Annotated in this window: 10 protein-coding genes; 2 read left to right on the forward strand and 8 right to left on the reverse strand. The window is 46.7% G+C overall.

All coding sequences use genetic code 11. The features are described 5' to 3' along the window. The first annotated feature begins 218 nt into the window (after window positions 1-218). Together L21SP3_RS02115 and L21SP3_RS02120 are read left to right on the forward strand one after the other, a co-directional pair. The gene (locus L21SP3_RS02115) at window positions 219-2,360 is read left to right on the forward strand and encodes a LamG-like jellyroll fold domain-containing protein (RefSeq protein WP_077539113.1); all 2,142 of its coding nucleotides are present in this window, start codon (window positions 219-221) and stop codon (window positions 2,358-2,360) included. A 42-nt stretch (window positions 2,361-2,402) separates the two neighbouring features. Continuing rightward, window positions 2,403-4,580, forward strand: a complete 2,178-nt coding sequence (locus tag L21SP3_RS02120) for a LamG-like jellyroll fold domain-containing protein (protein WP_077539114.1) — start codon at window positions 2,403-2,405, stop codon at window positions 4,578-4,580. 163 nt (window positions 4,581-4,743) lie between these two features. On the opposite strand, the gene L21SP3_RS02125 is transcribed toward L21SP3_RS02120, so the two are convergent. The 8 genes from L21SP3_RS02125 to L21SP3_RS02160 all read right to left on the reverse strand — a co-directional run bounded on the left by L21SP3_RS02125 (window position 4,744) and on the right by L21SP3_RS02160 (window position 15,311). After that, window positions 4,744-5,166, reverse strand: a complete 423-nt coding sequence (locus L21SP3_RS02125) for a transposase (RefSeq protein WP_161488059.1) — start codon at window positions 5,164-5,166, stop codon at window positions 4,744-4,746. 164 nt (window positions 5,167-5,330) lie between these two features. After that, window positions 5,331-6,092 (reverse strand): imidazole glycerol phosphate synthase subunit HisF, encoded by a 762-nt coding sequence (hisF, locus tag L21SP3_RS02130; protein WP_077539116.1) that lies wholly within the window; start codon window positions 6,090-6,092, stop codon window positions 5,331-5,333. 3 nt (window positions 6,093-6,095) lie between these two features. After that, complete coding sequence (gene hisH / locus L21SP3_RS02135) at window positions 6,096-6,704, reverse strand: imidazole glycerol phosphate synthase subunit HisH (protein WP_077539117.1); 609 nt, start codon at window positions 6,702-6,704, stop codon at window positions 6,096-6,098. A 53-nt stretch (window positions 6,705-6,757) separates the two neighbouring features. Next, complete coding sequence (locus L21SP3_RS02140; protein WP_077539118.1) at window positions 6,758-7,750, reverse strand: aldo/keto reductase; 993 nt, start codon at window positions 7,748-7,750, stop codon at window positions 6,758-6,760. Next, window positions 7,751-8,566, reverse strand: a complete 816-nt coding sequence (locus L21SP3_RS02145; RefSeq protein ID WP_077539119.1) for a hypothetical protein — start codon at window positions 8,564-8,566, stop codon at window positions 7,751-7,753. A 441-nt stretch (window positions 8,567-9,007) separates the two neighbouring features. After that, window positions 9,008-12,571: a pyruvate:ferredoxin (flavodoxin) oxidoreductase gene (gene nifJ / locus L21SP3_RS02150; RefSeq protein ID WP_077539120.1), complete on the reverse strand. Its 3,564-nt coding sequence runs from the start codon at window positions 12,569-12,571 to the stop codon at window positions 9,008-9,010. A 370-nt stretch (window positions 12,572-12,941) separates the two neighbouring features. After that, the gene (locus L21SP3_RS02155; RefSeq protein ID WP_077539121.1) at window positions 12,942-13,400 is read right to left on the reverse strand and encodes a cupin domain-containing protein; all 459 of its coding nucleotides are present in this window, start codon (window positions 13,398-13,400) and stop codon (window positions 12,942-12,944) included. 288 nt (window positions 13,401-13,688) lie between these two features. Further along, on the reverse strand, window positions 13,689-15,311 hold the full coding sequence (locus tag L21SP3_RS02160; RefSeq protein WP_077539122.1) for an IS1634 family transposase: 1,623 nt from the start codon (window positions 15,309-15,311) through the stop codon (window positions 13,689-13,691). Between the last annotated feature and the right edge of the window lie 65 nt (window positions 15,312-15,376).

Genomic DNA, 15,376 nt, shown 5'->3' on the forward strand with positions numbered 1-15,376 from the left:
TCAAGAAAAGGGCGTTTTAATACAATAAACAAGCCCTCAACGATAAATTTATGGACTTATGGGATGGCTGTGATTTTTTTTTCATTTTTTTTGTAACTTTCTAAAAAGTGTTGTAGTTAAATACGAGTCTGGTTATATCTTTGTAAAAATAAGAGTTAGATGCAGTGTTGGTTCACTGCTTGTGTAAATTTTAGTTACATTTTACGGAGGCATTAATTATGAAAAAATTGCTTTTAATCCTTTTTTGTTGTTTAGTTGCGGCGTCCGCATGGGCAGGGGAGATAGTTCCCAAGTTTGACGACGGCGATGCCCTTGTGGATTACACCGCCGCCAGAGATGGAGTTGCTAATCCCGCAGACATTATTTCTCTAAATCCGGGCAGCTCGATTACCTTTGCTGCTAAGTTTACGCCTTCAGTGGCCGATGTTACTGAAGACAGCGGACCGGTGGCTGTAATCGAAACCGGCGGAACAACTTACGGCAGCGGCATCTGGCTTTGCAACGGCGAATTGCATTACGCTTTCAGGGCAAATGTAAGCGGGAATAATGACCGCACATTTGATGATTTTGCGTTTGCTGACGGTGCCGGAGCGGTAAAAATGGGAGATGTTGAGGCCGAACAGGAAGTTAAGGCATGGGTTTCTCTCGACTTAAATTCCGGAACAGTTCTCTGTTCAGTAAACGGCGTCAAAAGAATCTACTATTTGGACACCTATCCAGCTTCAACCAATCTCACAGGCAACCAGAGCGTAAGTTTTCTGACGAATGGAAGTATTATTGGCGGCCATATGGGCGGACTAAACCTTTCTTCAGAACCTTTGTTGAACGATGGAAACGTATGGGGGATGAATCCAGTTCCCGGGACAGAGTTAAGAGGTCAGATTTTCAGCATTGTTGCAGATCCGGATCTTATGGCTAACGACCCTGTCCCTGCATCAGGCTCTGTTAATATCGACCCTGATGTTATTTCAGAAGTAAGCTTTGATACTGCCGAAGATCCTGAAAACTCAGGCTCTCAGAACCCCGATGTTACAGGCCACTTCGTAACATTCTATCAGGGAGCAAACGGAGATCCTAATCTGGATATGGCCCCGCTTTATGAAACTTTCGTATCAGCAGCAGCTGATCCGATTACGGTGCCTATAAACACAGCAGGCACTTTCCAGATTCAGCTCGGACAGGAAGTTTTCTGGTGCGTTGAAGAGCAGATAAGCGGAGCACCTGAAGGGGATCCGGCAAATATAACTGGCCCTCTATGGAATTTTGAAACTCTTCCCGCTACCCCGGCAGCGGTTTATCAGCCTGAAGATGAGGCCGTGTTTGCAGGTGAGCAGGCGGTATTAGAATTTACCTTCACAAGCAAAACTGCTGCGAGCTCAGCTTGGTATAAAGAAGGCGCGCCTGACACAGAACTGCTCGAATCCGATCCGGATATTGCCTTAGAGCTTGCCCAGAACGGCGATGAATACATCTCTACGCTCTATATAGATAATGCCGAAGTGGCAGACCAGGGCTACTACTACTGCATAGCTTCAAACGATGCTGGAGACACCCAGTCTGATTCCGCTTCTCTTGCTATCAAGCGTATGATTGCATACTGGCCTCTGGATGGAGACTATCAGGACTATTCAGGCGAGGAGAATCATCTCACACCTTACGCTGACCCGATCCCCGAGCAATGGATAGACGGCGTTGAACCCGCTCAGACGGGGCAGGCCCTTGACACTACGGTAAATCGTGAAGCCGCAGCTGCTACTGACCCGTTCATTGCAGCAGAATACACCGACGAGCTCACTATTTCAGCGTGGATTAATTTCCCCGGCTCCGATGACTATCCTGCCGCCGGCCACTTCAGAGGTATATGCTCATCTTCGAGTGATAATAATTGGTTCTGGGAGATAGATCAGAGAGATGCCGGTCTGCAGGTTAACGCACCGGGCTACAATCCATACTCTTATGCCAACCTGTCTCTTAATGAATGGACGCACATTGCATTTACTTCTTCAGCGGACGAAGTGGCAGCGTTCTACGTTAACGGCTCGCAGGTTGATATTACAGACCCGGGCAGATACAGCATCAATCAAAACAACACCCCTGTTTATTTTGCCAACAATGACGGGACTATAGACACAATGATCGAGGCAAAGTTTGATGATGTAAGAATGTACAACTATGCGCTCTCTCCAGAAGAGCTGGCTGGTATTTACTACGATGTTACCGGCGAGCAGATTTGTGTGGCTCCGAATGCTGAGAATCTGCAGTTCGATTTCGATGGAGACTGCACAGTGGATATAGACGACCTTGCAGCTGTTTCATTAGACTGGCTCAATGATATGTTATTCCCCGCAGAGGGTGAGTAGTCGGTTTGTTAAGTGTTACTTAAATATTATGGAGAAAATAAAATGACGAAAATATATAAAATTCTTGTTTTAATGTTTTGTCTTGCCGCATTCTCAGCAGCGTTTGCTGGGGAAATAGTGCCCGGATTTGATGATGCTGATGCCCTTGTTGACTACTCCGAGCGTCAGGTTCAAAACAATGATGATATGCCTGCAATTCAGGGTTCAGGTCTGATGACCATGGCAGCCAAATTTACACCTTCAGAAGCGGATATTACAAAAGATGACGGCCCTGTGATCGTTATAGAAGTAGGCGGTACGACTTTTGGAACTGGTGTCTATATCTGCGATGGTATGCTTACGTTCTGCTCTAAGGGAGCTAATGGAAGCGGCGGTCTTGGAGTAGCTATTGCTGATCTCAACGATACTGACGCATCAGACAGCGCTTTTGGGGTTGCTATGGGGCCGGTTTATGCCGGCGTTGAAACGAGAGCCTTTGCCTCTTTTAACACAAATACCGGCGAGCTTGCAGTTATGATTAACGGATGGCTCTATGAGGAAACTATATCCGGTACAGTTGGAACGGCTAACCTTACTGGAAGCAAAACTGTGAGCGTATTGAATCAGGTTCCTGGGGCAGGTGAAAGCTACGATTTCGGCAATATGGGCGGCCTCAGCGGTGGTGATTCTCATATTCTGGCAACTACAGATAACGTAGTTGCTATGGATACTGAATCAGGCTCTGCTGTAAGAGGGCAGATTTTCGAGGATGTTGTTGACTTGGAAACACTCCCGAGAAATCCTGTGCCTGCAAATAATTCTGAAAATATAGACCCTGTCGCTGTAACATCAGTTCAGTTTGATACTGCAGGCGACCCGGCAGATACAGCTAACCCTAACCCCGACGTTACAGGGCACTTTGTAACGATTTACTCAACATTCGACCCGGCAAATCCAGCCAATAATGTAGCTGCTGTTGATACTTTCGTTACCGCAGGCAGCGATCCTGCCCAAGTGCCATATACATTCAATCTTGGCGATGAAGTATTCTGGCAGGTTGAAGAGCAGGTAAATGGCGCATCCAAAGGTGATCCGTCGAATATTGTCGGTCCGGTGTGGGAGTTTAAGGCGCTGCCTGCAGTACCTGCAATAACCGCTTCCCCTGAAGACAAGGCAGATTTCCCGGGCTCTGAGTTCACCTTTAATGCTGCATTTACAAGCAAAACTCCAGCAAGTGTTCAATGGATTAAGGCAGGGGACCCTGAAATCATCCTCGATGAAAGCGACCCTGATATAACTATCTCCGGCTCTCGGCACGGCGACAGCTATACATCCGGCCTGACTATTTCAAATATCGAAAAGGCCGATCAGGGAGAGTATTTTTGCAGGGCTGTTAATGCAGACGGCATCGCAGATTCTGATTCTGCAATGCTCGGCGTTAAGCGTATGATTGGCTACTGGCCTCTCGACGGTGATTATCAGGACTATTCTGGTGATGAGCATCACGCAGATCCGAACACTACGCCTCTGGCAAGTCAGTGGGTTGATGGTGTTGACCCTGCTGCAACAGGCCAGGCTCTCGATACAGAGCCTAACGCTCTCGTTGCTGCATCTACCGAGCCCTACGAGCCGGCGAAATACACAGATGAGCTTTCCATATCTCTCTGGATTAAATGGAGCGGCGAGCCTAATCCGGATGAAATTTTTGGAGGCCTTGTTTGCAGCCACGGCCAAAACACAACAGAAAACGGCAACAACTGGTTCTTCGAGCTGACAAACAACGGCCAGGTTAGCGCCAATGCACCCGGCTACAATGGCTGGGGTGTTCCGGATGCGCATTATCTCGTGCCCGGCGAATGGGCTCATGTTGCCCTTGTTAATGAGTCCGGAGAGATGGGCAAGCTATACGTAAACGGCGCACTTGTTGAGATTGATGAAAGCTATCAGGTTACCAAGGCCGAGAATCCTGTTTATCTGATGTGCAGCAACATAGATGCAGCAGGTACGTTAATACAGACTACTTTGGGTGTTTTCGATGAGATAAAGATGTACAACTATGCCCTCACAACCGATGATATTGCTCAGGAGTATTACGATATCACAGGTGAAACTTTCTGTAAAGAACCGTACTCTGATGCTTTGATGTATGATTTCAACGGCAACTGCCGTGTTGATCTTGCTGATTTTGCAATATTCGCACTGGACTGGCAGGAATCGAACCTGTATCCAAAAGTAGAATAATCTCTTGAAAAATATTCTATAAATATAAAGAGCCTTCTCAGTTTTTGAGGAGGCTCTTTTCAGTTTCGAGTTTACAGTTTGAATTAGCCCCGATTTCTCACTTAGGGGGTAAAATGTGCGTTTTTACCCCCGTCAGAGGGGTTGGTCTGTCGCCAAAGATGTGTTATTTTTTCAGTTTCCCGCTGTATATTTTCGGAGGTTTTTGCGGCGGCAGTTCTATCTTCAATTTCTGCAGCAGCAGCTTGTGTTCGTCTTCCGGTTCGGTATATCTCTGCATAAGCAGAGTTCTGCTGTCTTGCGTTTCAAATGAAACATCCAGCATCTGGATCCGAGACATTGCTGCTAATGCCGCCTGAGCAGTCATCCCGCAGGCGCTTGCCCTGAGCTTATGCCTCAGTGTTACTTGCAAACAATAGCTCATAAACGCTACAAACACGTGAGCCTCAACCCTGTCTTGCTTATGGTGATAGACAGGACGAATTCCCAGATCGCTCTTGAGCTCCCTGAATGCCTGCTCAACGTTGCACTGAAGCATATATTCCTTCCACAGGGCTGCACCATCCTTGCCAGACTGGTTTGTACGCAAAAAGTATGTGCCGTCGCGGTATATCATTTCTTAGATTTTAATTTGAAGCGTTGCGCTTCAAATTAAAATCTAAGTCAAAAAACAGACATAACAAATAATGCAAGCTTTCTAACTAAAGCAAAAGCATGCTCTCATTTTTAAGTTTTCGGCAGATTTTCTGCGTTTCACAGCCTTACCGGCACGCCTCTTGACTGCAAATATTTCTTTGTTTCTTCTATTGTGTATGTCCCGTAATGGAATACGCTCGCAGCAAGCACGGCTTCTGCTTTTCCTTCCTGCAGAGCCTCGCGGAAGGTATCCAGCTCGCCCGCTCCGCCTGAAGCGATTACGGGGATATCCACCGCCTCCGCCACAGCTCTCGTGAGAGGGATGTCGTAGCCGTCTTTTGTGCCGTCTGCATCCATGGATGTGAGCAGTATCTCGCCTGCTCCGAGCTCTTCTGCCCTCTGAGCCCATTCTATCGCTTCAATATCAGTAGGCTCTGTCCCGCCTTTGAGGTGCACGAGCCATCTGCCCTTGTCGCTGCTCCATTTTGCATCTATCGCAAGCACAACGCACTGCGCGCCGAAACGCTCGGCAGATTCGGTTAATATTTCCGGCTTCTTAACTGCTGCTGTGTTTATCGAAACCTTATCCGCTCCGCTTTTAAGCAGAACGTTTATCTCGTCAGCAGAGCCAACGCCTCCGCCTACTGTAAACGGGATGAAAACGTTTTCCGCTACCCTCTCCACCAGATCCACGATTGTTTTGTTTTTGCGGATAGTGGCAGTTATATCGAGGAACACAAGCTCATCAGCGCCTTCATCGCTGTATTTCTTCCCCAGTTCCACAGGATCGCCTGCGTCTCTGAGGTTAAGAAAGTTTACCCCTTTAACAACTCTGTTGTCTTTTACGTCCAGGCATGGTATCACTCGTTTTGCCAGCATAATCTAACTCCTGCAAATCTTTTCGAAATTTTCCAGCACTTTCATTCCCAGCCCGCTGCTTTTCTCCGGATGAAACTGAAGCCCGAAGATGTTATCCTTTTGAACGCAGGCAAGCACATCAGTTCTCCCGTATTCTGTCATAGCCGATTCGGCTTTCTCGTCTGAAAGCAAGGCGTAGTATGAATGGGCGAAGTAAAAATATTCCTCCTCGCCGAACCCTTCAAGCAGAGGGATATCGGGGTTAATCCGAACCTTGTTCCAGCCCATATGCGGGATTATAAGCCCCTCCGGCAGCCTTTCTACTGTCCCCTGTATCATTTCCAGCCCTCTATTAAACCCGAGCTCTGTGCTTGAATCAAAGAGCACCTGATAACCGGAGCATATCCCCAGAAGCGGCTTGCCTTTATCGGCCTCTTCCTTCAGCAGTTCGCCGCAATCCTCTCCCAGAGCGTTCATCGCATAGCCAAATGCGGCAACGCCGGGAAGGATTATGCCGTCTGAGTTTCTAATGTCCTCAGGCAGGTTTGAAAGCCTGTTTTCGCAGCCGATATTGTCGAGTGCGTTGCATACGCTTCTGATATTTCCAACTGAATAATCTATTACTGTTATCATATTCTGCCTTGTTAATGCCTGCTTTCGGTGTGTGTTTTTTCCAATATGAGTTTTTAATCTGAAAGAATATTTTCTATTGTTTTTAGCTGTTCTTCGCTTAACGGCTCAGCTTTGGCAAATTCAAGGCTGTCCAAGATCTGCTCAGGGCTGCTCGCTCCAACAATTGCGCTGCATACGCAATCGTCTCTTGTTGCCCACTGCAAAGCCATCTGAGCCAGCGTTTGAGACCGCTGCCGGGCAATTTCGTTGAGCCTTTTGATTTTTTCTACGAGCTTCGGCGTTATTTTCTCGCTTGAGAGGAATGTGCCCTCTCTGGCTGCCCTTGAGCCCTCCGGTATGCCGTTGAGGTATTTGTCGGTAAGCAGCCCCTGAGCGAGCGGACTGAAAACAACGGCCGCTTTGCCTTTGGCCTTTAAAACATCCCACAAGCGAAGGTTTTCGGGTGTCCTGTCGAGCATTGAATAATTTATCTGATGAACGAGAAGGGGGGTGTCCAGCCTTTCGAAAATTTCTATAGCGTTTATGGTGTCCTGAACCTTGTATTTTGAAATCCCGGGGTAGAGAGCCTTGCCCGCCATAACCGAATCGCTGACTGCGCGAATCGTTTCTTCGAGCGGTGTTTCCGGATCAGGCCGGTGCGTATAGAAGATATCAACGTAATCCAGCCCAAGCCTCTCGAGGCTCTGATCTAATGAAGCTGTAAGGTGTTTTCGGGAGCCCCAGTCGCCGTATGGCCCGTCCCACATTGGATGGCCGGCTTTCGTTGATACGATTATCTCATCTCTGTATGCCCCGAGCTCCTCACGCAGGATTTTTCCGAAGGTCTGCTCGGCTGCTCCCGGAGGAGGCCCGTAATTGTTGGCAAGGTCGAAGTGGGTTATGCCGCTGTCAAAAGCTGTTAAAACAGTCTGTTTGGATTTTTCGTAATCGTCTTCACGTCCGAAGTTGTGCCAGAGGCCGAGGGATAAAGGCGGGAGCTTAAGCCCGCTTTTCCCGCACCTTACATATTCAAAATTATTGTATCTCTCGCTTTCTGCTGAATACATTTATACTCCTGAGAAGTTGCCGTATGAATATTTTCTAACTGCCGTTTGCAGCAGTATATAATTATCGCCATTATATTCAGCAGCGATTCCTGTTATTCGGTACAGCGGGCGGAAGGGTAGGCGGCTAATCGCCCCCTTCACCCTTGCCATCTTGGCCGATTTGATTACTCTGAATTCTTGTGAGCCGAGCTGGCGTCCCATGTGCTGAGTGCGAAACACGAGGCCGTTTCCTGTATCTGCGAATTTGCCGGTAAGCCCTGCTTCAATGTGATTGGGATTTACGTTTTGGAAAATTGTGGTCTGTTCCGCGGATATGGGAGACTGCTTTTTAAGCTTTTCCATCTGCTCAATGGGCAGAAGTGAATCGCTGTGATCATCTTCTTTCTGCTTCTTTGATTTCGGCTTCTCAGGCTGTTCTTTTTTGGGCTTATCGCTTAGAGGCATCACTGAGTTTATAAAGAGCAGATTCTCCTCATCGTATTTTGTTATGATACCCCAAACCTTGACATCTATGCTTTCCTTTTTCTCAGATTTTAGATGCTTTTCCGTCTGTTCCAGAATATTGCAGGGCAGCAGTTTAATTTTTCTGCCGGAAAATATTGTGCCCGAGGAGTCTTTTATGTCTTTTGTTGGTTTGAATACATAAGTATTATCCGGCTTGCTGAAGGATATTGTCCCTTTCTCTGAGTTTAGGGAATAGCCGTCGCTTACCAGAGTTTTCAGGGTAAAACCTGAATCGTCTTCCTTGTTGTCTTTTACCTGCTCTGCGGAGCAAAAAACAGCAGCAGCAAATATTATAAGTGAAATGATTTTCATCTAATCTCTCCATGGCTAAATAATTGCGGCATATAATCTCACCATCCCTGAATATATTATATCTCTCAGGCTCAAAGTCAAAAGAATAGTATGTTTAATCGATTTGCTTTGAGCGTCATTAGGCTCAGAATTATGTCATTTTTAATCTTTTCTGTGAAATGCAGTAAAGTTTATTTGTAAATCAGGGTTTTGTGCCTTTCACTTATAGATAAAGAATTAATCTGGCCTTGATTAAGACCCGCAAAATACCCAGTTTGAAATATTCAAAACTGTAATGAATCAATTAACTGAAAATTGGCTTGAACTTATTAAGCTGCTCTTCCTTTTTTTTTTGCGAGTCGGCTAGCTGCCTGCCATATCTATAGATTACAGCTGAAAATAAAAAAGGCCGAACGAATTTCGTCCGGCCTTTCTGTGATTTATTTTTTCTGAGAGAAAAGTTTACTGCTTATCGCATTCCATATTGGCGAAATTTTCAAGCAGGCAGAATTTCCTCTTGGCGTCTTTAGAGCCTTCTTCCATCAGCTTTTCAGCCGCCTCAGGGTTGCTCTTCATCAGTACCTTCCAGCGGTTTTCGCCTTTGGCGAATTCATCAAATCCCATAGTCGGGGCTTTGCTGTCGAGCTTGAGCGGGTTCTTGCCTTCAGCAGCAAGGTCAGGGTTGAACCTGTAAAGAGGCCAGTGGCCGCAGTTTACAGCCTTCTTCTGCTCGTCAAGTCCGCAGGTCATATTGATGCCGTGAGCGATACAGTGTGAGTATGCAAGGATGATACTCGGGCCGTTGTAGGCTTCCGCTTCAACAAACGCCTTCACCATCTGATTCGGATTCGCTCCCACTGCCACCTTGGCAACGTATATGCCGCCGTAGGTCATTGAGATCATTCCGAGATCTTTCTTCGGCATCTGCTTACCGCCTGCGGCAAACTTGGCCACAGCACCCAGCGGCGTAGATTTAGACATCTGCCCGCCGGTGTTTGAGTAAACCTCTGTATCGAGTACGAGCAGGTTTACATCGCTTCCGCTCGCAAGCACGTGGTCAACGCCGTGGCTGTCGATATCGTATGCCCAGCCGTCGCCGCCGAGAATCCATACGCTCTTATGCACAAGATAATCAGCAAGAGTTGCTATTTCTTTGCCCAGCTCGCCGCAGCCTTCGCAGGCAGCCTTAAGCTTCTTAACTCTCGCCCGCTGGTCTTCTATGCCGGACTGGTCTTTCGTGTAAACGTTCGCTTTAATCTGCTCTGCGAGCTCTGAATCAACGCAGCTGTTTTCCACTGCCATATCGAGCTTTTCGATTGCCTGCTGCTTGAGGCGGTCTGCTGTAAGACGCATACCCATACCGAATTCTGCATTGTCTTCGAATAAGCTGTTAGACCATGCCGGGCCGTATCCGTCTTCTCTCTTGGTGTAAGGAGTGGTCGGGAGGTTCCCGCCGTAGATTGAGGAGCAGCCTGTAGCGTTCCCGATTACTGCACGGTCGCCGAACAGCTGTGAGAGGAGCTTAACATAAGCCGTCTCGCCGCAGCCTGCGCAGGCTCCGCTGAATTCAAACAGCGGCTCTACAAACTGGCTTCCCTTAACAGAAGCAACTTTGTATTTATCAGGATCGGTGTTAGGCAGAGACAGGAAGAAGTCCCAGTTTTCGGCTTCTGAATCGCGAAGCGGTTCCTGATGTTCCATATTGATTGCCTTCTTGCCTTCGATTTCCTTGCTCTTGCTCGGGCAGTTCTCAACGCATGCCCCGCAGCCGGTACAGTCTTCCGGAGCCACCTGCACGGTGAATTTCATGCCCTTGAGGTCTTTGCCTTTGGCATCAACGCTCTTGAATGTCTCAGGTGCGTTTTTAAGGCTGTCTTCTTCGTATGCCTTAACGCGAATAGCCGCATGCGGGCATACCAGCGAACACTGACCGCACTGAATACACAGATCAGGCTCCCATACAGGGATGTTAACAGCAATATTGCGTTTCTCGTATTTGGTTGTTCCTGTGGGGAATTTCCCGTCCACAGGCATCTTGCTCACCGGCACACTGTCGCCCTTGCCGGCGAGAATTGGTGCAAGCACATCTTTAACGAATTCAGGTGCATCGTCCGGTACAACCTTCGCCATCTCTTTCTTGCTTGTTGCATCGGAGGGCACATTAACCTTCTGAACGCTGTTTACAGCAGCATCTACTGCATCAGAGTTCATCTGCACAACTTTCTCGCCCTTCTTGCCGTAAGTCTTCTTGATAGCGTCCTTGATAGCATCAATAGCCTTTTCAGCAGGTATCACTTCGCTGATCTTGAAGAACGCTGTCTGCATTATCACATTGATTCTCGCTCCGAGCCCGAGCTTTTCAGCGATGCCGATAGCATCGATTACGTAGAAATCAAGCTTCTTGTCTATAATCTGCTGCTGGACTTCTTTCGGAAGTGTGCACCATACATCAGACGCATCGTGTGAGCTTGTCAAGAGGAATGTAGCCCCGTCTTTTGCGTTGCTGAGCATATCATACTTCTCAAGGAAGCTCGGATTATGACAGGCTACAAAATCTGCCTGACTGATAAGATATGGCTTTCTCAGCAGGCTTTTGCCGAAGCGAAGGTGAGAAACCGTAACAGCACCTGCCTTCTTCGAATCGTAAACGAAGTAGCCCTGTGCGTAGTTTTCTGTGAGTGAGCCGATGATTTTGATTGAATTTTTGTTTGCACCTACAGTACCGTCAGAACCGAGGCCGTAGAACATTGCCTCAAACGCATCAGACTGAAGATTGAATGACGGGTCGAAGTCAATGCTCTTATTGGTTACATCGTCTTCAATACCTACAACAAAGCTGCTGATCGGTTTATCAAGATCGAGGTTCGCAAACACGCCTTTAACCATTGCCGGTGTAAACTCTTTAGAGCCAAGGCCGTAGCGTCCGCCTACTGTAACAGGGTAGTTCTTGATTTCAGTAAGGCCTTCTGCCATTGCCTCGCCGAGAGCCGTGCGAACATCAACATAAAGCGGCTCGCCTACAGAACCCGGTTCTTTTGTCCTGTCCAGAACGGCAATCTTCTTAACTGTTTTCGGAAGGGCATCGATGAAGTGTTTTACGCTGAAAGGACGATACAGACGCACTTTCAACACGCCCACTTTCTCGCCTGCTTCAGACATCTCTTCAACAGTTTCGTGTACTGTATCAGCGCCTGAGCCCATAACGATAATTACTTTCTCGGCGTCCTCTGCACCCACATAATCAAACAGTTTATACTGGCGGCCTGTAAGTTCGCAGAATTTGTCCATGGCCTTCTGGACTATTTCCGGAGTAGCGTTGTAAAACTTGTTTACAGTCTCACGCCCCTGGAAATATACATCAGGGTTTTGGGCTGTACCTGAAATTACCGGATGGTCAGGGCTGAGGCCTCTCTGCCTGTGCTCGCGTACCTTATCGTCATTTATCAGAGCCTTCATGTCATCAAGGGTGAGTTCTTCAACCTTCTTGATTTCATGGCTTGTACGGAATCCATCGAAGAAGTGTACGAATGGAACTCTTGATTCAAGCGTTGATGCCTGAGAGATCAGAGCCATATCCATAACTTCCTGCACGGAATTGGAGCAGAGCATTGCAAACCCTGTCTGGCGGCAGGCCATCACATCTGAATGATCGCCAAATATACTCAGCGCCTGGCATGCAAGAGATCTGGCCGAAACATGGAAAACTGTCGGCAGAAGTTCGCCGGCAATCTTGTACATATTCGGGATCATTAAAAGAAGGCCCTGAGAGGCGGTGAAGGTGGTAGTAAGTGCACCTGTTGCTAGTGCGCCGTGGACAGCGCCAGCTGCTCCGCCTTCGGACTGCATCTCAGTTACCGAAGGGACAGAGCCCCAGATGTTCTTTTCCCCGACTGCTGATTTTGCATCAGAAATCTCACCCATTGGCGAGGATGGGGTGATAGGATAAATCGCAATCACCTCGTTGGTAGCATGTGCTACGTGCGCCGCAGCAGTGTTACCGTCTATATTTACCATTTTTCTTGACATAATAACTCCATCGTTATCTGCATATTATATGTTTTTCTAAGCTCACTTGAACTTAAAGCTTAAAGTCTTATGAAAACTGCTCCCTGCTTAAATTGTTTGCAAAAGGGGAAAAACAGAGCTGGCAGGAACTGCAGCAGTTTTATTTTCCGGTTATAAGGCTTTATACATAGCCTTAAAAAACTCTTATGATTATATGTTTTTCGTGCTTAACATCAATACATTTCGTTATAGTTTTTCACAAAAGCAGGCAAAACACGCTATATGTAAGCTCAGCGGGGGTACGCTGAATAGTTTTTATTTGTTTGATTATTCTGCTGTTCTGCTCTAATTCAAAATTTTTCTGCAAAAATGCTTAAACCTTTTTGCAGTACTATTCCGAATTGCTCTTTACATACTCAGTTCCGTCCGGGCCAACAGCATGCAGCTCGAGCAGAACCCCTTCATCTCTTGTCTCGGCATAGTGGGGTTTGTTTGCGGGTTCTGTGAAGAAGCTTCCAGCGGGCATTTCCTTTAGTTTTGATTTGTCAAAACATTCACCAAATGCAAAGTATATCTTTCCGGAAAGCACTGTTACTCTTCGTATTGTGTTTGGATGTCTGTGAGGGTTTATCTTAAAGTTCGGCGGGAATTTTATACGCTGAACATAAGGCTCAGCCTTAGAGCAATCTCCTATAAGGGCTGCTGTTTGAAGCGAATGCAGCTTAGGATTGCTCTGCCATTCAATCTCATCAGGCAGTATTTGAACAGCTTTTTCTGTTTTGCTCGAGGAGCATCCGGAAAGCAGAATAATAGCTGACAATACTAATACGTAAAGCTTTTTTGCTGCCATAATAATTCCTCATCTAAAAGATTTCTTACTGTATTAAAGACAATAATACCACCATTCATCTAACTTTTCAAGGTGCTTTCCCTGACATGCAGCACATCTGTTAAAAATTGATTTATATTTACGCTGGAATAAAAAAAACTGCGGTGGAATTGCCCGCAGTTTTTTGTGCATCTGAAGCCGATCACCTGACTTCGGCGGTAAATTTTCATAAGTCCTTGTCAATAAAGGACTCGATTTTTTGCGCAGGCACTACAAACCCTATTTCGGAAGGTTTTTCGGCGGGTGAAATTACATTTTGTAAGGCGTTGTATTGGTGCTGAGATTAACTGTTTTATAGAGTTTTCTTGCGTCCTCGTTAATCTTTGATGGCAGGACATATCTGCACTCTGTTTTCTTATCCCAGAGTATGCTCAGCTGCACGTGGTTGAGGGCATTTACAATCCTCGCCACAGACATCGGCTCAAATCTCAGCCGAACCCTGTAGGCCAGATTTCTCGCGCAGGTTAGAGCGATAAAGCATATCAGTATATGGGCTTTGATTCGTTTCGGCGTCCAGTGGTATATCGGCCGTATCTTCAGATCGTGCTTGCTTATCCTGAAGCACTCCTCAATCAGCCAGAGCTGCCTGTAATGATCTACTACAGCCGAATCATCCATATCCTTGACATTCGTTATAACACCGTGAAGACCATCAAAATTCGCAGCCTGCGCGTATTTCTCTTCATCTATCCGGCAGTCTATATCGCCGGTAACACGCATAAACTTCTTGTAGCCGTAGTTGCTTATAAGTGATTTGGGGTTGCTGCTCTTTTCAAGCTTCTCCTGGAGCTTTCTTATAGCTTCATCCCTGTCGTGCTTATTCTTTTTAGCGAGTTTATCGCTGTAGGTAACAATAAGCCTTGTATCTTTGCCGTAATCAAAGCTTCTAAGCGGGGCATTGGATTCTGTAACCTTTGCTTTCCATTTATCAGTGAGGCTTTTAAGCCTCGCTGCCACAATATACTCAACTCCCTGCTTTTCAAGGTAATCAAGATTAGCCTTGCTAAGCATTGCGCTGTCTGCGGTGAAGATAACACGCTTGAGGTTGTATTTCTCTTTGATCTTAGGGATAACAGTATGCAGCGTATGCCCTTCATACTGATTGCCGGGGAATACCTCATAACCTACTGGAAGCCCTTCTGATGTGGACAGAAGACCAAGGACAACCTGCGGCTGATTGAACTTCATATCCTTGCTGTAGCCGTTCTTTTTGAGCTCATCTTCTGTAAATGATTCAAAATAAAGCGTGGTGCAGTCGTAGAAAAGAAGACTTATCTCTTCGCCGAGAAGGCCTTTAGCAGCACTGTGAGCACAGTTTTGAGCCTTGCTGATAATATCATCTGTGATATTATCCATCATACGGTAAACGCTGTCTAAAGAAAGGTTAATGCCGAAGTCTTTGGAGAGATCCTGAACGCTGCTGCGTTTGCTCACTGGGTTTGCAAGCCTTGCCATTGTGATATGACGAAGGTTTTTGCCTGCAGACTCTTTGCGTCTATCGAAAAGATTGTTAAAGCCAAGCTCATTGTAGATGCTGCCGAATACCTCATGGATGCCTGTAGTTATGCGTGCCTGCTCCCTGAGATTGTTTAGATTGACCCGTAAAGGCTTATCATCAATGTTTTTGCGGGCATCTATTGCAGCTTCTGCAAGATGCTCAGGCTTGAAAAGTGCCGGCGTTTTCTCGGCCTCAAGCTTGGCCTTCTCGAATTCGGCAAAATCCTTGAGCCGCTTAAGCTCTTCTTCTGTGAAGGCTGTGCCGAGATGACGAACTATACGCTGACGAGGCTGGTTCTTCTCGTTGCGATAACTCTCTACAATCTGTACCGACTGCTTCGGACTGTTTTTTGATGTCTTTACTCGTATAAACATAAATGCAGATTATACGAAATCAAAACATTGTGTCAAAAAAAATAAAAAATTAGGCACTACGAGCG

The sequence above is a fragment of the Sedimentisphaera cyanobacteriorum genome (assembly GCF_001997385.1).
Lineage (GTDB): Bacteria > Planctomycetota > Phycisphaerae > Sedimentisphaerales > Sedimentisphaeraceae > Sedimentisphaera > Sedimentisphaera cyanobacteriorum.